Source organism: Natrarchaeobaculum sulfurireducens (assembly GCF_003430825.1).
Classification (GTDB): Archaea; Halobacteriota; Halobacteria; order Halobacteriales; family Natrialbaceae; genus Natrarchaeobaculum; species Natrarchaeobaculum sulfurireducens.
Genome location: NZ_CP024047.1, coordinates 3104571 through 3125723 on the forward strand (window position 1 = coordinate 3104571; position 21153 = coordinate 3125723).

Consider the following 21153-nt stretch of genomic DNA (forward strand, 5'->3'; position numbering starts at 1 on the left):
CGTCGCGCTTTTGACCGCCCGTCCCCGACGGTGTGATAAGACGGATGGCCCGATACCACATCGAGACCTACGGCTGCACCTCGAATCGTGGCGAGAGCCGCGAGATCGAGCGGCGGCTCCGCGACGCCGGTCACCACCGCGTCGGCGGCCCCGACGAGGCCGACGTGGCCATCCTCAACACCTGTACGGTCGTCGAGAAGACCGAACGAAACATGCTCCGGCGGGCGGAGGAACTCGCGACGGAGACGGCAGACCTCTACATCACTGGCTGTATGGCCCTCGCGCAGGGCGAGGAGTTCGCCGACGCCGAGGTCGACGGCGAGGTCCTCCACTGGGACGAGGTCCCACAGGCAGTCACCAACGGGGAGTGTCCGACGACGACGCCCGACGCCGAGCCCGTTCTCGACGGCGTCGTCGGCATCCTCCCCATCGCGCGAGGGTGCATGTCCGACTGTTCGTACTGCATCACCAAACACGCCACCGGCAAGATCGAGTCACCGCCGATCGAAGAGAACGTCCGCAAGGCTCGAGCGTTGATTCACGCCGGCGCAAAGGAGATCCGAATCACCGGTCAGGACACCGGCGTCTACGGCTGGGACCAGGGCAAACGAACGCTCCACGAACTGCTCGAGCGCATCTGTGCCATCGACGGCGAGTTTCGGGTGCGCGTAGGCATGGCGAACCCGAAAGGCGTCCACGGCATCCGTGAGGACCTCGCCGACGTCTTCGTCGAGAACGACGAACTCTACGACTTCCTCCACGCCCCCGTCCAGTCGGGTTCGAACGACGTCTTAGGCGACATGCGCCGCCAGCACCAGGTCGGCGAGTACCTCGAGGTCGTCGACACCTTCGACGAACGCCTCGAGTACTGGACTCTGTCGACGGACTTCATCGTCGGCTTTCCGACGGAGACCGACGACGACCACCGAAAATCCCTCGAGTTACTCCGTGAGACGCGCCCCGAGAAGGTGAACGTCACCCGCTTCTCGAAGCGACCGGGCACCGACGCTGCCGACATGAAAGGGCTCGGCGGCACGCTGAAGAAAGAACGCTCGAAGGAGATGAGCAAACTCAAGCGCGAACTCGTCGGCGAGGCCTACGAGTCGATGGTCGGCGAGACCCGTCCGAACTGTCTCGTCGTCGAGGAGGGCGTCGGCGACTCCGTGAAGTGTCGTGACTCCGCGTACCGACAGCTCATCGTCCAGCACGCGAGCGATCACGGCCTCGAACCAGGCGACTTCGTCGACCTCGAGGTGACCGCCCACGAGACGATGTACGCGTTCGCCGAGCCGGTCTGAACGCGACGGCAACCAGTCGAACGTCGCTCGAGCGGTGTTACAACCGGGTTCAGAGCCGGTCAACGGCGGCTTCGATCTCGACCTGCGGTAACGGCGAGATCCAGTCGTCGGCGACGAACGCATACTGGACCTCGAGGTCCGGATCGATCACGAACGCCGAGCGCCACGGGGTCGAGACGCCCGCCATGTGCTCGCGGTCGGCCAGCAACTCGAGAGACTCGCCCACGACGCCGTCCACGTCGGCGAAAAAGCGAAAGTCCGGAGCGTCGAGCCAGCGGAGAAACTCGTTCTGGGCGTACGGGCCGTCACGGCTGACGCCGAGGACGGACACCTCGTCGAACTCGTCCCAGCCGGCGCGAACGAACCGTTTCCACCAGTTCTGTGCGATCGCGCTGAACGCAAAGCCCGTGAAGATGAGGACGGCACCGCGGTCGTCGACCACTCCAGAGAGGCTGGTCGAACGGAACGTTTCGCCGTCACAGCACAGCGCCTCGAAATCCGGAACCGTCTCTCCGACCGTCGGTGGCATACCCCGACCTCGTCTCCCGGAACCAAAAAGTTCCGTTCGGCGGCAGTTCGGTGTCGAACGGCCGACCACCCAGCCTTTTGCCACCGCGAGTCGAACGCCAGCACATGCTCACGCTCTACCGCCTCGAGGGCTGTCCGTACTGCGAGATCGTCGTCGACCGACTCGAGGAACTCGGCGTCGACTACGAGAGCGTCTGGGTCGAAGGGCTGCACTCGAAACGCGACGCGGTCAGACGCGTCTCCGGCCAACGCCAGGTGCCCGTGATCGTCGACGACGACGTCGGCGTCACGATGGCCGAGTCCGAACGGATACTCGAGTTCCTCGAGCGGTCGTACGCCTAACGTCGGTCTGACGAGCGCCGTTTTCCGTCACTCGTCGCGCAGACTGTGTGGATCGAGACCGGGATCCTCGACTGCAGGCGCACCGACGGCGAGCACGACCCCTCGCTCGTCGCCGACGTTCCGGTGGCCGTGACCGATCTCGGGTTTGGCGAGCCAGGCCGCTCCGGGGCCGACCTCGACGTATTCTTCCTCGCCGGAGCGGCCGAGTTTCAGCGAGAACTCGCCCTCGAGTACGTAGTACAGCTCTTCCTGTTGGCTGTGAGCGTGGTACCGGATCTCCTCACCCGGTTCGAAATACCAGAGCTTGCAGTTGACCTGATCGGCACCGAGAGCCTCGTCGAGGGCCGTGATCTCGAGGTCGGGGGGCACCTCATCGATCTTCGAGAGGTCGGTGGTCGGCACGTCGTCGGTCTGAACTACTTCGTATCCCATGCGTGTAGTGAACACGACACAATATGACAAAAGCGTACGGACCGCCGGCTCGGCTTGCTGATAGCCGGTCGATCAGTCGAAGACGACCGCACTCTCTGTGTCGGGAACAGTCGCGCCCTCCTGGTCGGCGAACGCCGCGTGAACGCGCTCGTAGGTCTCCGACAGCGCCTCGACGATCACCGAGGTGTCGCTCAGCACGGGCATGAAGTTAGTGTCACCCCGCCAGCGAGGGACGACGTGGGTGTGGAGGTGGTCGCCGATGGAGCCGCCGGCACCGTCGCCGAGATTCAACCCAGCGTTGAAGCCGTCGGGTTCGAGTGCGACCTCGAGCGCATCGAAGGTCCGCTGTTTCAGCCGCGCGTGCTCGAGCAGTTGCTCGTCGGTGAGGTCGCCATACTCGCCCGTGTGAACGCGGGGAATCACCATCGCGTGGCCCGGGTTGTACGGGTAGTTGTTCAACATGACGAACGCCCGCTCGGACCGTGCGACGATCAGGTTCTCCCGATCGTCGTCCTGTTCGGGAAGTTCACAGAACACGCAGTCGACGACGTCGGGGTTTTTGTCCGCGCGCTTGATCCACTCGATCCGCCACGGGGCAAACACCTGTTCCATACGCGTGCGTACTCGAGCCGACGCTAAACGGATTGTGTAACAACCGAACCGGTCGGTCCGGGGCGGTGCGCTCGAGCGCTGTCGGTCCACGCTCGGGCGATAGTACCCTGCTAGCAAGGGTGGGTGTCTCTGCCCGAAGAGTGGCGTCCTGAGCAGTCGTTTTAAACGATAAAGAACGGTTTTAGCGCGTTTTACTGTCGACCATCCGGGACGACTCACCGCTCGTAATAAAGCATGGCTTTAAGACAACAGTATCGAAAGTGGACGGGTAATGGCAACGACAGATGACTCCTTTAACGGCTTGACTGAGTACTGTGATGAGTGTGAGCTGGATACGCTCCACGAAGTGTCGGTTCAGATTCGAACCGAAAGTACGAAAAAAGAGAACGCTCAGTTCTCGCGTGAACCCTACCGCGTGAGTGAGTGCCAGCGCTGCGGTCACCGGACGAGTCAGCGGATGAACAACGCCTGACCGGCATCGAAACGAGACACTCGAAACGATCGGTTGACCGATAACAACCCAACAATCACCCCCTACTTCTCGTCGATGCGGGCCCACTATCGTGGTCCCGGTCGGCGATACGCGCCTGACCACCGAGCGACGTTACCCGGTCGTCAGCTCCCAGCCACGTTCCGTCCGCTGGACGATCCCCTCGTCGGCCATCACCTCGAGTAGCTCGGCGACGACCTCCCGTGGGGCGTCGACGTCCCGGCCGAGGTCACTGATCGACTTCGGTTCGGAACGAACACTCGCCAGGACGTCGGCATAAATCCGGCTTTCGGGGCCGGCACCGACGGTCTCTGAGACGCGATCGAGTACGTCACAGAGCCGTCCCTGTACCCACCGTTGGGCGAGCGAGAGTTCGTTTTCGAGCTGCTCCAGATCCTCGAGAGTCGAAAGGAGATCGTCGAGTTCGTCGGTCTCGTCCCAGGCAACGTCGAGCGAGAGGTGTCGACAGGTCGTAATGTCGAAACTGTTGTTCGACGGGTAGGCGCTCTTGCTCGCATAGCCGTACGGAGAGACGTTCACCTCGAGTCGAACGTTCCGAGCGATGTGGAAATACTTGCGACGCTGGTCGTCGACTCGACTCTCGATCAGGCCCGCCTTCTCGAGCTTTCGCAGGTGCTCGATGACAGCCTTGGGACTCACACCGAGATACTCTGAGATTTCCGTAACGTAACAGGGCTTCCGGGCGAGCAATCGGAGGATGCGCCGCCGATTCTCGTTCCCCAGCAAATCCAACAACGCGGCGGAGTCCATCGGGCGAAACTAGAGCCTCACCGCTGAAAAGCGTGTCTGCTCACAGGCAACCGGCTCCCTGCCGACCGTCGTCGACTGGTTTCGAGGAAAGACGACCGCGACGGAAGACGACCGCCAGATCACTGGCCAGGTGCGTCGTCCGGCGGGCCACCACCGACATCGGTACTCGAGTTGCCAGCCTGTTCGGCGCTTGACTCTTCGTCAGCATCCGCTCCGTCGGTCTCGTCGGCGTCGTCGGTCGGCGAGCCCTCACGCTCTTCGTTCGGGACGTCACGGTCCGACGGTCGCTCCTCCGGTGGACCTGAGTCGTCGTCGTTAGCCCCGGATTGGGCGGCCGACTGCCCGGACGACGACCGCTCGTCGGCTGGCGGGCTGGCACCCGGATGGCCGTCGACACCCGCTAGCCCACGTGCGGTTTCGGCAACGTCTGGTCCGGCGAGGGCGGAAGCGTTCGACCGCAACGCACCGAGGCGCTCCCCGTCGACGCCGGACTCGTTCGCCCGGTGTTCAGCCCGGTCGATCGACTGGTTGAGCGATGCGAGCTCGACCGTCAACCTGGTCAGCCTGGCCTGGTGTTCCGGTTCTGAGAGGTTCCCGTCGGTCTGCAGTTCGTCACGTTCGGCCTCGAGTGCGTCGACGCGATCCTCGAGAATGGCGGTCCGGTCGACGACGACGTCAGCCCGGCTCTCGTTTGCTGCGTTCTCGAACGCTGCATCGAACATCCCCGATTCGACCGTGTACTCCGCCTGGGCCGCGTTCGATTGCATGAACGCGGAGACGCTCGCGTTGGACGAGCCGTTCTCGCTCGGCGACTCGTCTTCACTCGTGGCGGCACCGTCCGCAACGGCCGGTTGGTCAGCGTCGCCGATTCCGGTTGCGACGGCACCGCTCGCCGCCGGGGCGAACGCCACGCCGGCAACGGCGAGTATCACGAGGAGAGCGACGGCCCGAGTCGAGGTCATCATCCGGTCGTTAGCCCGAACGTCATAAAAAGTCGAACTTCCGTTCGCATCGTTCATCGACCCGTCTCAGCTACCGAGCGAATTCGAAAGCGTTTACAAATCGTTCTCTTCGTTTCGTTCCGTGATTCGAGCGATGTACGAACGTTCCGTCTGCGATCCGTCCAGACGAGGACACGGTCGAAACACGTCGCTCGAGGAGGACGCTGATAGCGATACGATATGAATCTGTCTGCAAATAGTTATACGTCTTCACCCTATGGTATTTGGTAGCATGTTCGAGCTTTTCTCGCAAAGCTACTATCTCGGGCGTCTCTACGTGATGCCGGTCGACGACGACCGTGCACTCATGCACCGTGATCAACACGAACACATCAACGAAGCAGTGTACGCGACAGGCGAGGGGGTCGAACGCCTAGACGCACCGCTGGTGATGAAACTCGAGTCCGGTCACTTCCCGGTCCACGGTGACGAAGGGGTGCCGGCGAATACGCTCGCCGTCCCCGAGTCGCTGCTCGAGGGAACCGATGTCCGGAATCCGCCGTCGCTTCGCGAAGTGTTTCTCGCCCGCCGGGAGCGGGCACGACAGCTGCTCGAGTACGCCAGTGGTTGGCAGCCGTCCAGAGACGAAACGGGCGGTCGGTTCGACGCTGACCCGGGCGACGGCTATCCGAACGCCGGAACCTAAAAGTAGCCTCGCTTCGCGTTTTCGCCAGGATGTTCGACGTCGACGCGTTGCTCGGCCGTGCGTCGCTCAAAGACCGCATCGAGGAACTCGAAGAAGAAAACGAGCGGCTGCAAGCCCGCTATGAGGCCGAATCTGACCGACGAGCGGACGCCACGACGGCCAGACAGGAGGCCGAACGGCGGATCAATCGCCTCGAGGATCGCATCGCCCAGCTCGAGGGAGAACTCGAGCGCCGTCGAGAGGACGAAACCGGCCTCGAGTATCGACGGCGCGAACGAATTCGGGGCGGCGAGCTCGCCGACATCGTCGATCGACTGGCGTCGGTCAGAACGGGAGCCGAGGGCGCACTCACCGCAGTCGTCGACGACGCCGGTGTCGACGCGCTCGGCGTGGACCTCGAAGGCGTACTGGGCGAGCGCGTGGCCCTGCTCGAGGACGCCGCACCGTGTGTCTGCTGTGTCGACGACGCCGGACTGATCGCCGTCGCGCTCGATCCGCCGGTCCGTCCCGGGCTCGAACCCATCTGGGACGACCGGTTCGCGCTCGAGCGCGAGTGGTTCCTCCCCACCGGTCGGTACGTCCTCGCGCTGGTCCGAGCCGACCTGTTCGCCGTCGGCGTCTACGAGGGTGGCGACCGAGTCGACTACCGCGGGTTCGAAAGCGACGTCAAAGGCAGCCACTCGAAAGGCGGGTTCTCACAGGCCCGCTTCGAGCGCATTCGCGACGATCAGATCGACGACCACCTCGATCGGTGTGCCGACGCACTCGAAGAGTCCCTCGACGACGAGCCGTCGACGCCGCTATACCTCGCCGGCCAGCGCGGGGTCCTCGAAACGCTCACCGACGAATCGGGGCTCGAGCCAGCCGCGACGGCCGCCGTCGACGCAACCGGGAACCCGAAACCGGCTCTCGAGGACGCCCACCACGCGTTCTGGACGACGGACCTCCGTGTGTTATGAGGGGGATGTAACGGGCTACCAGGGGGCTCGAACTACAGTAGTTTAAGTCCCCGGTCAGCCATGTCGTGGGTATGCACGTCGCAATTCTCGCCCACGAGAAGTTTCCGGGCCGTGCGAAGACCGCACTCGGCGTTCTCCGATACGCCGACTACGAGGCCGTCGCCGTCGTAGACCGTGAGAACGACGGCCGTCGAGTGAACGATTACGTCCCGGACGTCCAGGACGCACCGATCGTCGCCGGGATGGACGACCTCGATGCAGACGCCGTCGACACGCTGCTGATCGGCATCGCGCCTATCGGCGGCGGCTTCGACGAGAGCTGGCGCGAAGACGTCCGCACGGCCCTCGAGTACGGCTGTGACGTCGTCTCGGGCCTGCACTACTTCCTCAGCGAAGACGAGGAGTTCGTCCGACTGGCCGAGGAAAACGGCTGTGAACTCCAGGACGTTCGCAAGCCCCACGATGATCTGACCGTCGCGGAGGGCGTCGCCGGCGATATCGACGCCGAGGTCATCCTGACCGTCGGCACCGACTGTTCGGTCGGGAAGATGACCGTCTCGATGGAACTCGTCCGTGACGCCCGCGAGGCCGGTCTCGACGCCGCCGTCGTCCCCACCGGCCAGACGGGAATCATGATCGAAGGCTGGGGCAACCCGGTCGACCGCGTAGTCAGTGACTTCACCGCTGGTGCCGTCGAAGAGATGCTCGTCGAACTCGGCGACGAACACGACTACCTCTTCGTCGAGGGCCAGGGAAGCATCGTCCATCCGGCCTACTCCGCCGTCACCTGTGGCATCCTTCACGGCTCGATGCCCGACAAACTCGTCCTCTGTCACGAGGCCGGCCGCGAGGCGATCCACGGCTACGAGTCGTTCTCTCTGCCGTCGATCCCGACGTACGTCGACCTCTATGAGAATCTCTCTGCGCCCGTCTCGGAGGCCGAAGTCGTCGCCGGCGCGTTGAACACCGCCGGACTCGAGGACGACGTGGCCGCCCGCGACGCCGTCGATGCGTACGCCGAGACGCTGGGTGCGCCCGCGACGGACGTCATCCGCTTCGAAACCGACGATATCATCGAGGCACTGCGATGAGTGGTGAGACGACGATGACGCTCGAATCCAGTTTCAGACGCCACTCGTTGGCGCTCGAGTACCCCTTTACGATCACTCGAGGGACGCAGACCGACGCCGAGATCGTGACCGTCCGTATCGAGGACGGGGATGGCACCGTCGGCGTCGGCGGGGCCGGGCCGTCGGCTCACTACGGTGAAACCGCAGCTACCGTCGAAGCCGTGCTGCCGGAGTTGCTCTCGGTCGTCGAGGAGATCGGCGATCCACACCAGCTCGGACGGATCGAACGCCGGATTCGTGAGACCGTCAACCGGAACCCAGCAGCACGCACCGCGGTCAGCATCGCACTCCACGACCTGGTCACCAAACGACTCGACGTCCCGCTCTACCGCTACTGGGGACTCGACCCGACCGACACGCTCGAGACGTCGTATACGATCGGCCTCGACGACACGGAGACGATGCGCGAAAAGACCGAGACCGCACTCGAGCGCGGCTACAACACGCTCAAGGTCAAACTGGGTACCGACCGAGACATCGAGATCGTCGAGACGATCCGGTCGGTCGCCCCGGACGTTCGCCTCTACGTCGACGCAAACGAAGCCTGGACCCCGCGAGAGGCCGTCTCACGAATCGACCAGCTCGCCGAGTACGACCTCGAGTTCGTCGAACAGCCCGTCCCCGCCGAAGATCCCGAAGGGCTTCGGTACGTCTACGAGCGCTCGGCGCTCCCGATCGCTGCCGACGAATCGTGCATCACGCTCGAGGATATTCCACAGATCGCAGACCGCTGTGACGTCGCAAACCTCAAGCTGATGAAGTGTGGCGGCCTACGCGAGGCGAAACGGATGATCCACGCCGCCCGCGCCCACGGCCTCCAGGTGATGTGTGGCTGTATGACCGAGTCGAACGCCTCGATCGCCGCCGCCTGTCACCTCGCGCCGTTGCTCGACTACGTCGACCTCGACGGGGCGTTGTTGCTCGCGGAGGACCCGTACGAGGGCGTTCCCATGCCCGGCGGCGAGATCGATCTCGCGGGACTCGAGCGAGCCGGCACCGGCGCCAGACGGTAATCGATCGGCAGGGACAGCGACCGCATCGGCTGCACCGATTTCCGCCACCCGATCGCTTTTGCGCCGAATCTGCGATGCTGGGATATGCCCACACCGACAGCGCGAGTCACTCGAGCCGAACACTCGAGCATCCGCGTCATGTTCGATCTCGCAGAGCGACACGACGGCGACCTCGTCAGACTCGAGGTCGGCGAGCCCGACTTCGACACGCCCGAGCACGTCGTCGACGCGGCCGCACGCGCCGCTCGGGCCGGCGAAACCCACTACACCTCGAACGCCGGGTTGCCGGCGTGTCGGCGCGCGATCAGTGACGTCCTGGCTACCGAGTACGACGTCCAGTACGATCCCGACGAGATCGTCGTCACCGTCGGTGGGATGGAAGCGCTCCACCTCGCGGTGCTGTCGACGGTCGGCCCCGGCGAGGAACTGCTCGTTCCGGGACCGACCTGGCCGAACTACGAGACGCAGGCGATACTCGCGGGGGGCTCGCTCCGTGAAGTGCCGATGCCGGCCGCATCAGATTTCGACCTCGAGGCCGACCGCGTTATCGACGCGATGAGCGACGAGACCGGTGCAGTCGTACTCACGACGCCGTCGAATCCGACCGGGCGCGTCTTCGATCCCGAGGAGTGTCGTGCCGTCGTCGAGGCCGCCGCCGACCACGGGGCGTACGTGATCGCCGACGAAGTCTATCTCGGACTCACCTACGACCGCGAGCCAACGGGGATCGCCGCCTATACCGACCATCCCGACCACGTCCTCACGGTCGGCTCCTGTTCGAAAGCCTACGCGATGACCGGCTGGCGACTGGGCTGGCTCGCGGGCGACCGTCACCTCCTCGAGTGCGTGCTCGCGGTTCGTGAGTCGACGACGGCCTGTGCCTCGAGCGTCGCCCAGCACGCGGCCATCGCCGCACTCACCGGCCCACAGGAGCCGTTCGAGGAGATGCGCCGGGAGTTCAGGCGGCGTCGTGACCTCGTCGTCGATCGCGTCGAGGCGATCGACGGGCTCTCGTGTCCACGACCCGAGGGAGCGTTCTACGCCTATCTCGACCCGGGAATCGACGGCGAAAGCCTCCCGCTTGCGAAATACCTGCTCACAGAACACGGCGTCGTGCTCGCGCCGGGCGATGGCTTCGGCGACGCGACTCCGGGACGGCTCCGACTCTCGTTTGCGAACTCTATCGACCGCCTCGAGGAGGGGTTCGACCGGATCGAAGCCGGATTGGCACAGTACTAATTCGATCGTGGAGTCAACACATCAGTTCGCCGCCGTTGACGTTCAGTGTCTCGCCCGTGACGAACGTCGCATCCCGCAGGTACGCCACCGCGTCGGCGATCTCGTCCGGCCGACCATAGCGGTCGACCGGAATCACTGCCAGTTCCTCGCGTTTTTCGGCTGGTGACCGATCGCCGGTCATGTCCGTCTCGACGTGCCCCGGCGCGACCGCATTCACTCGAATGCCGGGCGCGAAATCCCGTGCGTGACTCCGGGTGAGCGAGAGCAGCGCCCCCTTCGAGGCGGCGTAGTGACACTCGATTGCCGCGCCGGTGTGAGCGAGAATCGACGAGACGTTCGTCACCGACGGGTCGGCCGTCGACGCGTGAAGAAAGGGGAGTGCCGCTTTGGTGACGGCAAACGCGGAGTTGACATTTACGTCCATGATCCGATCGAAGTCCGATGGCTCGAGATCCTCGGTAACGACGTGCTGATCGACGCCGGCGTTGTTGACGACGTGATCGACACCACCGAACGCGTCGGCGGCCGCGTCGACCAGTCGGGCGGCAGCGTCGGCGTTCGAGACGTCCGCCCCGACGGCGACCGCCGCTTGCCCACGGTCGCGAATCTCGTCGACGACCGCGTCTGCGGCATCAGCACTCGAGCGATAGTTCACGGCGACGTCGTATCCATCGTCGGCGAATCGGAGCGCGATCGCCTTGCCAATTCCTCTCGACGATCCGGTGACGACTGCGGCTGGCATACCGTGACAACGGGCGAGGGCCGACTTCGTCGTTTGGGTCGAGGAACTCCACAATCGATCGATCCCCGGAACCGGCCCGGACAGTTATTGCCTTCGTACTCCCCCGGACCGAGAGACGGCCACCCGTCCTTCGTCGATCTCGAGGCCGAACCCAAGCTCCTCGAGCGTCGCAGCCGCCTGCCCGTCGCCGTGGAGCAAGACCTCGACGAGGTCGCCGGGTTCGTCGATATCGGTACTCAGCCGGAACGAGTCGATCGACACACAACTCGCGCCGACCTCGCGGGCGATCCGGACGTGATCGAGGTAGGACGCGCCGTGGTAGTCGACTCGAAACGAGGGGTGGCGAACCACGAGCGCGTTCGTCCCGCCGCCGCGTCCCGGCGCGATCACCACGTCCGCGTCGGCGGAAAACAGCCGCTCGAGTGCGGTCGGCGTCGCCAGTGCGAGGTCGGCCATGACGACCGCAACCGTCTCGCCAGCCGACGTCGGAAGCCGTGCGTTGACCGCCTCGGTCAGCGGCCGGTCGTCGACCGTCACCGCCGCCGGGAGGCTCGAGAGCCCCGGTCCGTTCGCGTCGGCGAGCGACGCAGTCGAAAGCACCGTGGGCTCGTGGCCCGTCTCGACGAGCGCCGAGACGACGTCCGTAAGCATCGCCCGGGCAACCGTCGATCGCTCGACAGGCGAGAGCACCGACTCGAGCCGGGTTTTGGGTGTCTCGGCGGCAAAGGGAACGACGACCTGCATCTAGCGTGGGAACTCCTTACGCGCTGAAAAATACGTCGAACTTCGCCACAAACCGGGCGGAGTCACCGAGTGCAGTCCACTGCGTCTCAGACGACGCTCGGACAGCAACCGGTGTAAACCGACCAGGTCACGGCCGGCCCCACCACGACCGTTCGTGCCCCCCGACACGCGTGCGGTCGTCCCGTCGACCGACGGGCGTGGTCAGAACAGCGGTTCGAGTTCGTCCTCGTCGTCCTCGACGAGTTCCTCTAAGTTCTCTTCGCTTTCGGCCTGGATGTCGTCCATGTTGTCCTGAGCCTCGATCGCGACCTGCTGAAGCCGCTTGATCCGTGGGACGTTCGTTACGCCCGAGAGCAAGATGGCCGACGAGACCTCCGGCACCTTCTGGGGATAGTCGCCACCCCGAACCTCCATACTGCCGGTTTCCTCCTCGAGCCACTTGCGGCCGCGTTCGATGCCTTTTCGGTTCAGGTACTCCGGCGGTCCGGAGACAACGAGCAGGGCGCGCTCGGTGCCTTCGATCTCACACGGGAGCGTAAGCCGTCCGAGGGCGGCCTTGCGAACGAGGCTCGTGATTCGGTTCGTCGTGTTCGCGGCGTCGAGATCGTCGGCGCCGCCGTCGTCGCCGGTGAACCGCGAGAGGAGCCCACCGCTCGAATTGAGCTCGACGCCCTCGCTGGCAAAGCCAACCGTCGAGACGCCGCCACCGGAGAGCGTGTTGATGATCTCAGAGGAGTCGACGACGCTCTCTGCAACGTCCTGGTTGCCGGTGACCTCACCGGCACCGAAGAGGATGCCGAATCGCCGGACGATCTCCTCGTTGATCTGACCGTAGCCGCTCTCGACGGACTCGCCGGTCTGTCGCCAGGAGTCGTTGTCGAAGACGAGCAGGTTGTCGACCTCACGGACGAACGTCTGGAACGATCGCGCCGCGTTGAGGGTGTAGATGCCACCCTCGTCGGTCCCCGGCAGGACGCCGAGTCCGTACACCGGGATCGTGTAGATTCGCTTGAGGTGTTTCGCGAGAACGGGCGCGCCACCGGAGCCGGTGCCGCCGCCCATACCGGCGACGATCAAGAACGCGTCGACCTCGTGGGTCGGGATCGCGTCGATCGCGTTCTGCACTTCGTCGATGTCCTCTTCGGCGATTTCCGCGCCGAGCTCGTTGTCTGCACCCACGCCATGGCCCTTTACTCGGGCCTGGCCGATGAGTACACGATTCTCCTGTGGGATGCGCTCGAGACCCATGAGGTCTGCTTTCGCGGAGTTCACCGCGAGCGCCGCGCGGACGATTCCGCTGTTCGTCCGGTCGTCGTAATCGAGGAATCGATCGACGATCTTCCCACCGGCCTGTCCAAATCCGATCATCGCCAGCTTCATTGTTAGTCAGGGGGCTCCGTTGGGTTGGAACAGAGCGATCAAGGTTATAAACCTTGTGATGATGTGAATTTCTCTCATAAATGAATGTACGAAGAAATAGAATGACAGCGCCACGTTCCGCTGAGCGAACCACACCTATAAACGATATTTATAACGAGTTGAAACGACGTTTTTAGGCCGCGGGAGCGACGCACGGGCCCTGTGAAACGAGTGAGGCGATCCCAACCGCCGAGGCGCAGCTCGATCAGACGCGTTCGGGCTGTCGCGTGTCCGCCCCGTCCGGTGTGAGGCCGAGATACGACTCGAGCGTCCGCAGGGTAGACTCCTCGCGGCCGAACGCCGTGACGTCGTTATCCGAGACGGTGTTGTCCATCTCGAGCGATCGGGCCTGGTCGCCACCGAACGGGACGAACGGAACCGGTTCGATCGCGGTCAGCCCGACCTTCGCGAGCGCCATCGGGACGGGAAGGACGGTAACCGACCGTCCCTCGGCTTCGTAGGCGAGTCGCGTTACGTCCGCGAGGGTGAACACGTCCGGACCGCCGATTTCGTAGATTTCCCCGACGTGAGCGTCGGCCTCGAGCGCGTCGGCCACCATCGGGACGAGGTCACCGACCCAGATCGGCTGAAAGCGCGTTCGGCCGCCGCCGGGAAGTCCAGTGACGTAGGGGGTCGTCAACTGCTTCGTGAAACCGACGAACTCGCCGCCGTCACCGAAGACGACGGAGGGGCGAAAGATCGTCCACTCGAGACTCGAGTTCCTGACGACGCGTTCTGCACGACCTTTCGCCCGGATGTATGCCGTGTCCCCACCGGGATCGGCATCGAGTGCGCTCATCTGTACGAACCGGTCGACGTCGCCATCTTCGGCGGCACGAACGAGGTTCTCGGTGCCGCCGAGGTGGACCGCGTCGTGGTCGGCCGCACCCGTCGGCTGGTACAGCGGTGAGAGCGAGACGAGGTTGACGACGGCGTCGTGGGCCGCGACCGTCTCGGCGATCGAGTCGTACGCGCTCACGTCACCCATTGCCGTCTCGACACCGTCTGGAACGGCGTCGGCATCCGGTGATCGGGCCAGCGCCGTCACCTCGTGATCGCGCCTCGCCAGTTCCGCACACAGATTCGTTCCGATGAAGCCGGTGCCGCCGGCAACGAGGATCTTCATAGCCAAACCGTGTGCTCGAAGCGGTATATACCTGATCGCCTTACAATGTCGTGACCGGCCAGCTCGGATGGTGTCTCCTAAGTAGTTCTCGCCACGAGATGTGAGCATGCTGGTCACGCTCGAGGGACTGGACGGCAGCGGGAAAACGACGGTCTGGGAGGCACTCAGAGAGCGCTATCCCAACGCGACGTTCACCCGCGAACCAACGAACGACTCCTGGTACGGCGATGCCGTCTATCGGTCGATCGACGACGACGACGCCGACCCGCTTGCCGAACTCTTTCTGTACACCGCCGACCACGCCGACCACCTCTCACGGGTGATCGAACCCGCCCTCGAGCGCGGCGACCTCGTGATCTCCGATCGCTACGCCGACTCGCGGTTTGCCTATCAGGGCGCGACGCTCGAAGGCTACGACCGACTCGCCGTCGACGATCCCCTCGAGTACGTCGTCGACGTTCACGACCCGTTCACCATCGAACCCGATCTGACCGTTTACCTCGAGCTCGACCCCGAAACGGCCGCGGACCGCGCCGGTACGACGAACAAGTTCGAACGCGCCGCCTACCTCGAGTCGGTCCACGCAAACTACGAGCGCCTGCTCGAGTGCGACCCCGACCGGTTCGTCCGCGTCGACGCGACTCAGGAACCAGACGCAGTGTTCGAGAAAGTCGACGGCGTACTGGCCGACGCGATCGGCGACTGAACACGATGGCCGGGAGCGACGCTCCCGTCAGTTCGGCCGACCACAGCGAAACCGCTGGCCGCTAATCCATCGCGATGTACGTCTGGGTTCCCTCGACGCCGTCGATATCCTGGATCTGCGTCGCGGCGATCTCTTTGACCGCCGCGGGGGTATCGACCTGCGCCTTCGCGATAATGTCGATGTCGCCCGCGACGATGTGCGCCGAGTCGACGCCATCGATCGCTTCCATCTCGGTTCTGAGCCGGTCCGCCTCTCCCGTGTTCGCTTTGACCATGACGAATGCTGTGACCATCAGTTGATACCTCCGGTGCCCGCGTTCGCGGCTGCCTGTGTCGGACGCTCGCCGACCACTAGCTGTCTGACGTCGCTCAAGACGTCGAAGTCAGCCAGGACGACCAACCGGTCGCCGATCTCGAGTGACTCGTCCGGGGACGGGATCTCGAGCGAGCGGTCGCGTTTGCCGTGTGCGAGGATGGTTGCGTCGGCGGGAAGCTCCAGTTCGCCCATCGTATACCCGTTGGTCGGGGCCTCGTCAGTGACCGTGAGTTCGACGATCTGGAGGTTCGGGGCGACGTCGGCGATGGCGCGGATCGTCCCGCCCAGCAGGGCGTTCTTGGCGCCGATCGCACCCAGCCGTTCGGGGTAGACGACCTCGTCGACCTCGTCGGCGTACTTCCGATAGATCTCCTCGCGATAGGCCTCGTCGATGCGCATGACCGTCCGACAGCCATAGTGAGTGGCGATCATGCAGGCGGTGAAGTTGACGTTCAGATCGCTCGTCAACGCCCCGACTGCGTCCGCCGACTCGACGCCGGCGTCCTCGAGGATCGACTCGCGTGAGCCGTCACCCGTCACGACGGTGAACGATTCGCGCTGAGCGCGCCTGACCATCGCCTCGTCCCGCTCGATCAGCGTCAAATCGTGGCCTTCCTCGCGAAGGACACGCGCAGTGCGCAGTCCAACCCGTCCAGCCCCGATAATCACGAACCGCATGGAAAGGGGTACGGCACCACCCATCAATAAGGTTGTGCCAGTGTTACACACAGTCGTGAAACACGACGACTGAGTCGGGCAAAGGCTTTAGTCGTGTCAGAGAATACCACACGGTCGACCGATGGTACACGCGTTCATCATGATCAAGACGGCTGCTGGTAAGTCCGAGGGGCTGCTCGCCTCGATCAGAGACCTCGAGTCGGTCTCGACCGCCCACATCGTCGCGGGCAACTACGACATCATCGCGGAGGTCGACGCACCCGAGGTCTACGACGTCCTCAAGGCCGTCTCCTCGAGCATTCAGGGGCTCGAGGGCGTGACCGACACGAAGACCTACATCGCGATGGACTAACGACGCCGTGGTAGGCTATGATGCACTGCTGGTACACCCTCGAGAGACGTTCGGTTCACAGCGGCATTCCGCCGCGTTCACCATCGGCTGCCTCCTGTCCGCGACTCTGAGCGTTCTCGAGCAGCGTCGCGGCCGGACCAACGTACTCGTAGCCAGGGACGATCCCCTCGGCGAACGTGCCCTCGACGAACTCGACGAGTGCCTTGGCGTCTTCGACTCCCTCGCGGGCGTCCCAGGCGGTGTACTCGAGGACGACCAGAACCTGATCGGCCGTGCGGTCGACGGCTGGCTCGTCGTGGGTGTCCGTGTGAGCAACGGTGAAGACGTCCGCGAGGCGTCGCTCGAGAGTCTCGAACCAGTCGCGTTCGATGATGTCCGCGACGGCATCGCCGACGACGGCAGCCCCGAGGGTGGGCAGTGAAACAGTTACGCTGATGTGACCGTCCCGGGGCCCCTCGGCGTCAGTGGCCGTGACGGTCGCGTCGAAGACTGTCGTGGTGAGTTCGTACGCCTCGTCTGTCGGTTCGAACGCCTCGTGAGACTCGAGTTCGCGTTCGATGGCCGCGGGGAGTGAAGAATCGGGCATTACTCGAGCAGAAGGGCCTAAGAGAGAAGGGCGTTTCGGGCTCGCCGAGCGAGCACACCTCGGGGCGGGGCAGACGGCATCGTTTCACGGCAGTAGTCGATCCTTTCCAGCGAAAACGTCGTCCATTACTACAACCGATATCGACGTTGCCCGTCGGCATGACTCTCGACAGACACGCCGCCGAACGGCGTCGGTTCGCTCGGCTACTCGGCGTCGACGGAACGCTCGGCTCAGGCCTCCCGATCGGAACCGTCTCGAGGCGTCGTCGAACGGAGCACCGCCCGGAAAAACGCCGACGAAAGGAGAGCCTCACGGAGAACGAACGGCGAGCTGGCGGTGATCAAATACGTGATCACGAGGACTCGCAAACAGACGCCGAATGCGACCGCGCCTAGACGACCGCTCGGTCCTGAAGGAACGAATCGACGGCCGTCGCGACCTCCTCGAAGTCCTTGATCGTGAGGCCGTCGGTCGTCACGAAGACGCCCTCGCTCTCGCTGGTCACGCGGATCAGAAAGCCGTTGTCGAACACTCGGATCGTGTAGTTGTACTCACCGAGTTCTGATCCCTCGTAAGCGGTTCGGGCCGTCTTGAACCCGCGCCACTCGTGGCCGATAAACGTCGAGAGGTCAGCGTCGCGCTCGAGGTCGCTCCGCAGGTAGACCTGTTCGTAGTCGTCGCGGGTGAAGTAGGTGACCGACCGTAAGCTGTCACCGACCGCCGTCCGGCAGGTCGCAACGATCTGCTCCGCCGCTTCGTTCGTAAGTAACCCTGTCGCCATATCTGAGGGATCGAACCGCGGTGCCTTAATAACCGGGGCGAAGCCGCGTGAGAACGACGTTACTGGTAGGGCCAGGCGAACAGCGTGCCATCCCAAGCACTGTTCATGACGAGGTCACGAACGCCCAGTTGGTCGAGGTGTTCCCAGATACTGGTTCTCGTTTCAGGAGTCGCATACAGGTCCCAGTGAGGCGACAACCAGAGCGCCTCGGTCGCGTCTCTTGTTCGAGCGTCGTCACGGTCGTCCCGCGTATCTGCTTCGAGCCACGTGTCAATGATCTCGAGGACAGTTTCGGCCTGGTCGGGGTCGATCCCGAGATCGAACGATGCGGCGAACGGTCCGGTATGGGCGGCGATAGCCTGCTCGACCGCCTCGTCGGTCATTTCCGACCCGGTAGTAGCAAGAAACGGATTGAGAACGTGACCGGCCAGCGCCTTGAGCGCCCGCCCCCGCACTACGGTCGGTTCCATCGAGTCCGTAACTGCCTCGAAGAGAGATGCCCGCTCGTCTGCGTCGAATGGATTAGAAACGACGTTTCGTGCTGTTCTGGTCGACGGATTTTCGATGACGTTGTACGTGTGTTTCTCCCAGCAGTCTTTGGCTGCACGGAGACGCACACCTTCGTCTCCCGTTCGAACGAGTTGGGCAACATCTGCTCGGCGAATGGCCATATCGATGTTGGAACGGATACCACCTTTGAAGCCATAGTCCCGGTAAACGTCGGCGATGACATCCGTTGCGTGATGTTTCGGACGACCGTGATATGACTCGAGGAGCGCCGTTGATTCCCCGTCGCGTTCGTACAGTCGACCGGTCGTTCCGTCTTCGGGATCGAACTCGAGAGTGAGCAACCGGTCGACGCTTTCAGGTGGACACTCGACCACTGGTGACGGATCGAACACCAGTCGATCGTGATTTGCTGTCCGGCCAGCTTTGGCGACGAGATTCCCACATTCTTCCGAGATGGTAACCTGGCCGAGACGCACTCGAAGCTCGTTTCGGAGCGCAACGGCTTCTCTCTGCTCGTCAGGTAGCTGGCTAACGTCCGTTCGTACGTCTCCGGTTTCGTCCTGTCGAACTCCCTCGTGCCTGTTTTGCTGATCAGTTGCCCCTAGACTCGGCTCAGAAGTGGCCGAGACACCGTACGAAATGGTGTCCTCAAGCACCGAGCCAGTACTGATGGCGTGAGAGCATTCTACAGTCACGGTCGTCCACCGATCCGTTCGCTTCATCGAGGTCATTGGCGCACCACTTCGTTGTTCGTTTCCAAGTACAGAATATAACTCTTCCCCTGATCGAATAGAACCGCGCTCAGGTCGAATGCGTTGCCATCCACGCGACCGAGGGTCAGCTTTGAGATGTTTCACCAGTTTCGGGTACGTCGAACGCTCGAACTACGGATTGTCGGAAACCACTTCGGCAGCCACCAACAGAACCAGTCGACTGCTCGCCAAGTGAGACTGTCGGACAGCAGTCAGTGAGCTGTCGGTCGCGAATTCGGGACCCTCACCGATGGCGACGACCGCAGTAGCGTGACCGATATTCGATACGTTCTGTCCGACACGATGAGTAGACGGTTCTCGAATCGAAGTCAGGCCTTTTCGATCGCCCGATCGAGATCGGCGATCACGTCGTCGACGTCCTCGATCCCAACCGAGAGGCGGATGAGGTCGTCGGTGACGCCGCTTGCCAGTTTCTCCTCCTCCGTGAGCTGCTGGTGAGTCGTGCTCGCGGGGTGGATGATCAACGTCTTCGCGTCGCCGACGTTTGCGAGCAGGCTCGCGAGGTCGACCTCGTTGCAGACAGTTTCGGCCGCGTCGTAGCCACCCTCGAGTCCGAAAGTAATCATGCCGCCGTAGCCACCGTCGAGGTATTTGCTCGCGTTCTCGTGGGTTTCGTGGCTCTCGAGGCCGGGGTAGGTGACCCAGTCGACGTTCGGGTGGTCCTCGAGGAACTCGGCGACGGCCATCGCGTTCTCGCAGTGTTTTTCCATGCGCAGGGGCAGCGACTCGAGTTTCTGGAGGGTGACCCAGGCGTCGAACGGTGCCTGCTGGTTCCCCAGGTCACGCAGCCCGCGGGTACGAGCCACGATCGAGAACGCCTGTTCGCCGAACGTCTCGTAGAAGTTGACGCCGTGATAGGCAGGGTTCGGTTCGGCGATTTCGGGGTAGTCGCCCTCGTCCCACGGGAACGAACCGCCGTCGACGAGAATGCCGCCGACGGTCGAACCAGCGCCGTGGATCCACTTCGTCGTCGAGTTCCAGACGAGGTCCGCGCCGTGGTCGAGCGGGCGGCAGAGATACGGCGTCGCGAACGTGTTGTCGACGAACAACGGGACGTCGTTCTCGTGCGCGATATCGGCAATTCGTTCGATATCCGGCGTCACGAGCGCGGGGTTGCCGATCGTCTCGAGGTGGACGAACGCGGTGTCGTCGTCGATCGCCTCCGCGTAGGCGTCGTAATCGAGCGTGTCGACGAACGTCGTCTCGACGCCGCGTTTGGCGACGGTGTGCGTGAGGTAGGTGTAGGTGCCGCCGTACAGCGACGACGAGGAGACGATGTTGTCGCCGACGTCGGCGAGGATGAACGTCGCCAGGTCGAACGCCGCCATCCCCGAGGAGGTCGCGAGCGCGCCGACGCCGCCCTCGAGCGTGGCGATGCGCTCTTCTAACATCGCGTTCGTCGGGTTCATAATCCGCGAGTAGATGTTGCCGAACTCCTGTAAGCCAAAGAGGGAAGCGGCGTGGTCCGTATCCTCGAACTCGTAGGAAGTCGTCTGATAGATCGGCGGTGCTCTGGCTCCAGTCGTCGGGTCAGATTGCTGGCCAGCGTGGACGCTCTCTGTCGCGAACGCTCGCTCGTCGGGGTCGTCGCTCATACGTGCCGACACTCGCAGCCAGGCAACCTAAAACCGCGAGTTGTCGCAAAAGACGCCGACGTCGACGACGATCCGAACCTCTCCGAATCGGACAGCCGACGGGAAAGCGAGCGCCCGCCGTGCTCAGAAGACTGGACCGGCCATCGAGAAGACTGCCGCGAACGCATCGCTGAGGAAGACGAGCAAGATTCCAGCGAGAACCACAAGCGTCGTCCAGACGATCATGATGTACATCGCTCGTTTGATCTCTTCTTTGCGCTCGCCACCCTGAACGGCCTCGTTAGTGCTCATTAGCGGACGTTCCGCCGCTACGGACATAATTCTACCCCCTCGAGCGCGCAGTTCCTGCGGCTGGTCGGGACGAG

Annotated in this window: 27 protein-coding genes; 11 read left to right on the top strand and 16 right to left on the bottom strand. The window is 63.6% G+C overall.

All coding sequences use genetic code 11. The features are described 5' to 3' along the window. The first annotated feature begins 44 nt into the window (after positions 1–44). Entirely contained in the window at positions 45–1298 is a 1254-nt protein-coding gene (locus tag AArc1_RS16405) for a tRNA (N(6)-L-threonylcarbamoyladenosine(37)-C(2))-methylthiotransferase (RefSeq protein ID WP_117365382.1), read from the top strand. A gap of 49 nt (positions 1299–1347) precedes the next feature. Here AArc1_RS16405 and AArc1_RS16410 read toward each other — a convergent pair whose 3' ends face one another. Next, the gene (locus AArc1_RS16410; protein WP_117365383.1) at positions 1348–1827 is read right to left on the bottom strand and encodes a redoxin domain-containing protein; all 480 of its coding nucleotides are present in this window, start codon (positions 1825–1827) and stop codon (positions 1348–1350) included. 104 nt (positions 1828–1931) lie between these two features. Here AArc1_RS16410 and AArc1_RS16415 point away from each other — a divergent pair, with 104 nt between their 5' ends. Continuing rightward, positions 1932–2168 carry a glutaredoxin family protein gene (locus AArc1_RS16415; RefSeq protein ID WP_117365384.1) on the top strand — a complete coding sequence of 79 codons (237 nt, stop codon included), beginning with the start codon at positions 1932–1934 and terminating at the stop codon, positions 2166–2168. 27 nt (positions 2169–2195) lie between these two features. Here the strand turns inward: AArc1_RS16415 and AArc1_RS16420 are convergent, their stop codons facing one another. Together AArc1_RS16420 and AArc1_RS16425 are read right to left on the bottom strand one after the other, a co-directional pair. After that, positions 2196–2600 (bottom strand): cupin domain-containing protein, encoded by a 405-nt coding sequence (locus tag AArc1_RS16420; RefSeq protein ID WP_117365385.1) that lies wholly within the window; start codon positions 2598–2600, stop codon positions 2196–2198. Positions 2601–2672: 72 nt separating this feature from the next. Then, positions 2673–3212: an HIT family protein gene (locus tag AArc1_RS16425; RefSeq protein WP_117365386.1), complete on the bottom strand. Its 540-nt coding sequence runs from the start codon at positions 3210–3212 to the stop codon at positions 2673–2675. Positions 3213–3483: 271 nt separating this feature from the next. Here AArc1_RS16425 and AArc1_RS16430 point away from each other — a divergent pair, with 271 nt between their 5' ends. Next, positions 3484–3684, top strand: coding sequence for a DUF7835 family putative zinc beta-ribbon protein (locus AArc1_RS16430; RefSeq protein WP_117365387.1), 201 nt, complete (start codon positions 3484–3486; stop codon positions 3682–3684). A gap of 132 nt (positions 3685–3816) precedes the next feature. Here AArc1_RS16430 and AArc1_RS16435 read toward each other — a convergent pair whose 3' ends face one another. Further along, entirely contained in the window at positions 3817–4473 is a 657-nt protein-coding gene (locus tag AArc1_RS16435) for an ArsR/SmtB family transcription factor (protein WP_117365388.1), read from the bottom strand. Between the two features lie 119 nt (positions 4474–4592). Continuing rightward, positions 4593–5435 (bottom strand): hypothetical protein, encoded by an 843-nt coding sequence (locus AArc1_RS16440; RefSeq protein WP_133412293.1) that lies wholly within the window; start codon positions 5433–5435, stop codon positions 4593–4595. 271 nt (positions 5436–5706) lie between these two features. Between AArc1_RS16440 and AArc1_RS16445 the strand changes: the two genes are divergently transcribed. The 5 genes from AArc1_RS16445 to AArc1_RS16465 all read left to right on the top strand — a co-directional run bounded on the left by AArc1_RS16445 (position 5707) and on the right by AArc1_RS16465 (position 10461). Next, positions 5707–6120: a DUF5802 family protein gene (locus AArc1_RS16445; protein ID WP_117365390.1), complete on the top strand. Its 414-nt coding sequence runs from the start codon at positions 5707–5709 to the stop codon at positions 6118–6120. 29 nt (positions 6121–6149) lie between these two features. Beyond that, positions 6150–7079 carry a Vms1/Ankzf1 family peptidyl-tRNA hydrolase gene (locus tag AArc1_RS16450; RefSeq protein WP_117365391.1) on the top strand — a complete coding sequence of 310 codons (930 nt, stop codon included), beginning with the start codon at positions 6150–6152 and terminating at the stop codon, positions 7077–7079. A gap of 71 nt (positions 7080–7150) precedes the next feature. Continuing rightward, positions 7151–8170, top strand: coding sequence for a DUF1611 domain-containing protein (locus AArc1_RS16455; RefSeq protein WP_117365392.1), 1020 nt, complete (start codon positions 7151–7153; stop codon positions 8168–8170). 14 nt (positions 8171–8184) lie between these two features. Next, on the top strand, positions 8185–9222 hold the full coding sequence (locus tag AArc1_RS16460; protein ID WP_117365940.1) for a dipeptide epimerase: 1038 nt from the start codon (positions 8185–8187) through the stop codon (positions 9220–9222). Between the two features lie 84 nt (positions 9223–9306). Further along, positions 9307–10461 carry a pyridoxal phosphate-dependent aminotransferase gene (locus AArc1_RS16465; protein ID WP_117365393.1) on the top strand — a complete coding sequence of 385 codons (1155 nt, stop codon included), beginning with the start codon at positions 9307–9309 and terminating at the stop codon, positions 10459–10461. 13 nt (positions 10462–10474) lie between these two features. Here AArc1_RS16465 and AArc1_RS16470 read toward each other — a convergent pair whose 3' ends face one another. The 4 genes from AArc1_RS16470 to AArc1_RS16485 all read right to left on the bottom strand — a co-directional run bounded on the left by AArc1_RS16470 (position 10475) and on the right by AArc1_RS16485 (position 14492). Then, positions 10475–11203, bottom strand: coding sequence for an SDR family NAD(P)-dependent oxidoreductase (locus AArc1_RS16470; protein ID WP_117365394.1), 729 nt, complete (start codon positions 11201–11203; stop codon positions 10475–10477). 84 nt (positions 11204–11287) lie between these two features. Continuing rightward, the gene (gene cofC / locus AArc1_RS16475; RefSeq protein ID WP_117365395.1) at positions 11288–11947 is read right to left on the bottom strand and encodes a 2-phospho-L-lactate guanylyltransferase; all 660 of its coding nucleotides are present in this window, start codon (positions 11945–11947) and stop codon (positions 11288–11290) included. 201 nt (positions 11948–12148) lie between these two features. Beyond that, positions 12149–13327 carry a tubulin/FtsZ family protein gene (locus tag AArc1_RS16480; RefSeq protein WP_117365396.1) on the bottom strand — a complete coding sequence of 393 codons (1179 nt, stop codon included), beginning with the start codon at positions 13325–13327 and terminating at the stop codon, positions 12149–12151. Between the two features lie 244 nt (positions 13328–13571). Continuing rightward, positions 13572–14492, bottom strand: a complete 921-nt coding sequence (locus AArc1_RS16485) for a complex I NDUFA9 subunit family protein (RefSeq protein WP_117365397.1) — start codon at positions 14490–14492, stop codon at positions 13572–13574. 106 nt (positions 14493–14598) lie between these two features. Between AArc1_RS16485 and tmk the strand changes: the two genes are divergently transcribed. Continuing rightward, positions 14599–15198 carry a dTMP kinase gene (gene tmk, locus AArc1_RS16490; protein WP_117365398.1) on the top strand — a complete coding sequence of 200 codons (600 nt, stop codon included), beginning with the start codon at positions 14599–14601 and terminating at the stop codon, positions 15196–15198. Between the two features lie 61 nt (positions 15199–15259). On the opposite strand, the gene AArc1_RS16495 is transcribed toward tmk, so the two are convergent. After that, positions 15260–15490 (bottom strand): Lrp/AsnC family transcriptional regulator, encoded by a 231-nt coding sequence (locus AArc1_RS16495; protein ID WP_117365399.1) that lies wholly within the window; start codon positions 15488–15490, stop codon positions 15260–15262. Continuing rightward, positions 15490–16191, bottom strand: coding sequence for a potassium channel family protein (locus tag AArc1_RS16500; RefSeq protein WP_117365400.1), 702 nt, complete (start codon positions 16189–16191; stop codon positions 15490–15492). The genes AArc1_RS16495 and AArc1_RS16500 overlap by 1 nt, the downstream gene beginning before the upstream one ends. Before the next feature lie 121 nt (positions 16192–16312). On the opposite strand from AArc1_RS16500, the gene AArc1_RS16505 reads away from it, so the two are divergent. Further along, positions 16313–16543, top strand: a complete 231-nt coding sequence (locus AArc1_RS16505) for an Lrp/AsnC ligand binding domain-containing protein (RefSeq protein WP_117365401.1) — start codon at positions 16313–16315, stop codon at positions 16541–16543. A gap of 55 nt (positions 16544–16598) precedes the next feature. Here AArc1_RS16505 and AArc1_RS16510 read toward each other — a convergent pair whose 3' ends face one another. Beyond that, on the bottom strand, positions 16599–17129 hold the full coding sequence (locus AArc1_RS16510) for a DUF5813 family protein (protein ID WP_117365402.1): 531 nt from the start codon (positions 17127–17129) through the stop codon (positions 16599–16601). A gap of 158 nt (positions 17130–17287) precedes the next feature. Here AArc1_RS16510 and AArc1_RS16515 point away from each other — a divergent pair, with 158 nt between their 5' ends. Further along, positions 17288–17524 carry a hypothetical protein gene (locus AArc1_RS16515; protein ID WP_117365403.1) on the top strand — a complete coding sequence of 79 codons (237 nt, stop codon included), beginning with the start codon at positions 17288–17290 and terminating at the stop codon, positions 17522–17524. Here AArc1_RS16515 and AArc1_RS16520 read toward each other — a convergent pair. The 4 genes from AArc1_RS16520 to AArc1_RS18790 all read right to left on the bottom strand — a co-directional run bounded on the left by AArc1_RS16520 (position 17521) and on the right by AArc1_RS18790 (position 21079). Next, complete coding sequence (locus tag AArc1_RS16520; RefSeq protein WP_117365404.1) at positions 17521–17910, bottom strand: DUF7522 family protein; 390 nt, start codon at positions 17908–17910, stop codon at positions 17521–17523. The genes AArc1_RS16515 and AArc1_RS16520 overlap by 4 nt on opposite strands. A 59-nt stretch (positions 17911–17969) precedes the next feature. Beyond that, complete coding sequence (locus AArc1_RS16525; RefSeq protein WP_228442351.1) at positions 17970–18794, bottom strand: hypothetical protein; 825 nt, start codon at positions 18792–18794, stop codon at positions 17970–17972. 707 nt (positions 18795–19501) lie between these two features. Continuing rightward, entirely contained in the window at positions 19502–20788 is a 1287-nt protein-coding gene (locus AArc1_RS16530; protein ID WP_117365406.1) for an O-acetylhomoserine aminocarboxypropyltransferase/cysteine synthase family protein, read from the bottom strand. Positions 20789–20911: 123 nt separating this feature from the next. Then, positions 20912–21079 (bottom strand): hypothetical protein, encoded by a 168-nt coding sequence (locus tag AArc1_RS18790; RefSeq protein ID WP_154670621.1) that lies wholly within the window; start codon positions 21077–21079, stop codon positions 20912–20914. Positions 21080–21153 lie beyond the last annotated feature (74 nt).

What these genes read in the sequence shown, in the direction of transcription:
- AArc1_RS16495 (WP_117365399.1), bottom strand. Translation starts at nt 15,490, where the DNA reads ATGGTCACAGCATTCGTCATGGTCAAAGCGAACACGGGAGAGGCGGAC.
- AArc1_RS16435 (WP_117365388.1), bottom strand. Translation starts at nt 4,473, where the DNA reads ATGGACTCCGCCGCGTTGTTGGATTTGCTGGGGAACGAGAATCGGCGG.
- AArc1_RS16445 (WP_117365390.1), top strand. Translation starts at nt 5,707, where the DNA reads ATGTTCGAGCTTTTCTCGCAAAGCTACTATCTCGGGCGTCTCTACGTG.
- AArc1_RS16530 (WP_117365406.1), bottom strand. Translation starts at nt 20,788, where the DNA reads ATGAGCGACGACCCCGACGAGCGAGCGTTCGCGACAGAGAGCGTCCAC.
- AArc1_RS16425 (WP_117365386.1), bottom strand. Translation starts at nt 3,212, where the DNA reads ATGGAACAGGTGTTTGCCCCGTGGCGGATCGAGTGGATCAAGCGCGCG.
- AArc1_RS16500 (WP_117365400.1), bottom strand. Translation starts at nt 16,191, where the DNA reads ATGCGGTTCGTGATTATCGGGGCTGGACGGGTTGGACTGCGCACTGCG.
- AArc1_RS16405 (WP_117365382.1), top strand. Translation starts at nt 45, where the DNA reads ATGGCCCGATACCACATCGAGACCTACGGCTGCACCTCGAATCGTGGC.
- AArc1_RS16480 (WP_117365396.1), bottom strand. Translation starts at nt 13,327, where the DNA reads ATGAAGCTGGCGATGATCGGATTTGGACAGGCCGGTGGGAAGATCGTC.
- AArc1_RS16410 (WP_117365383.1), bottom strand. Translation starts at nt 1,827, where the DNA reads ATGCCACCGACGGTCGGAGAGACGGTTCCGGATTTCGAGGCGCTGTGC.
- AArc1_RS16505 (WP_117365401.1), top strand. Translation starts at nt 16,313, where the DNA reads ATGGTACACGCGTTCATCATGATCAAGACGGCTGCTGGTAAGTCCGAG.
- AArc1_RS16455 (WP_117365392.1), top strand. Translation starts at nt 7,151, where the DNA reads ATGCACGTCGCAATTCTCGCCCACGAGAAGTTTCCGGGCCGTGCGAAG.
- cofC (WP_117365395.1), bottom strand. Translation starts at nt 11,947, where the DNA reads ATGCAGGTCGTCGTTCCCTTTGCCGCCGAGACACCCAAAACCCGGCTC.
- AArc1_RS16470 (WP_117365394.1), bottom strand. Translation starts at nt 11,203, where the DNA reads ATGCCAGCCGCAGTCGTCACCGGATCGTCGAGAGGAATTGGCAAGGCG.
- tmk (WP_117365398.1), top strand. Translation starts at nt 14,599, where the DNA reads ATGCTGGTCACGCTCGAGGGACTGGACGGCAGCGGGAAAACGACGGTC.
- AArc1_RS16520 (WP_117365404.1), bottom strand. Translation starts at nt 17,910, where the DNA reads ATGGCGACAGGGTTACTTACGAACGAAGCGGCGGAGCAGATCGTTGCG.
- AArc1_RS16420 (WP_117365385.1), bottom strand. Translation starts at nt 2,600, where the DNA reads ATGGGATACGAAGTAGTTCAGACCGACGACGTGCCGACCACCGACCTC.
- AArc1_RS16430 (WP_117365387.1), top strand. Translation starts at nt 3,484, where the DNA reads ATGGCAACGACAGATGACTCCTTTAACGGCTTGACTGAGTACTGTGAT.
- AArc1_RS16465 (WP_117365393.1), top strand. Translation starts at nt 9,307, where the DNA reads ATGCCCACACCGACAGCGCGAGTCACTCGAGCCGAACACTCGAGCATC.
- AArc1_RS16485 (WP_117365397.1), bottom strand. Translation starts at nt 14,492, where the DNA reads ATGAAGATCCTCGTTGCCGGCGGCACCGGCTTCATCGGAACGAATCTG.
- AArc1_RS16510 (WP_117365402.1), bottom strand. Translation starts at nt 17,129, where the DNA reads ATGCCCGATTCTTCACTCCCCGCGGCCATCGAACGCGAACTCGAGTCT.
- AArc1_RS16460 (WP_117365940.1), top strand. Translation starts at nt 8,185, where the DNA reads ATGACGCTCGAATCCAGTTTCAGACGCCACTCGTTGGCGCTCGAGTAC.
- AArc1_RS16415 (WP_117365384.1), top strand. Translation starts at nt 1,932, where the DNA reads ATGCTCACGCTCTACCGCCTCGAGGGCTGTCCGTACTGCGAGATCGTC.
- AArc1_RS16440 (WP_133412293.1), bottom strand. Translation starts at nt 5,435, where the DNA reads ATGACCTCGACTCGGGCCGTCGCTCTCCTCGTGATACTCGCCGTTGCC.
- AArc1_RS16450 (WP_117365391.1), top strand. Translation starts at nt 6,150, where the DNA reads ATGTTCGACGTCGACGCGTTGCTCGGCCGTGCGTCGCTCAAAGACCGC.
- AArc1_RS18790 (WP_154670621.1), bottom strand. Translation starts at nt 21,079, where the DNA reads ATGAGCACTAACGAGGCCGTTCAGGGTGGCGAGCGCAAAGAAGAGATC.
- AArc1_RS16515 (WP_117365403.1), top strand. Translation starts at nt 17,288, where the DNA reads ATGACTCTCGACAGACACGCCGCCGAACGGCGTCGGTTCGCTCGGCTA.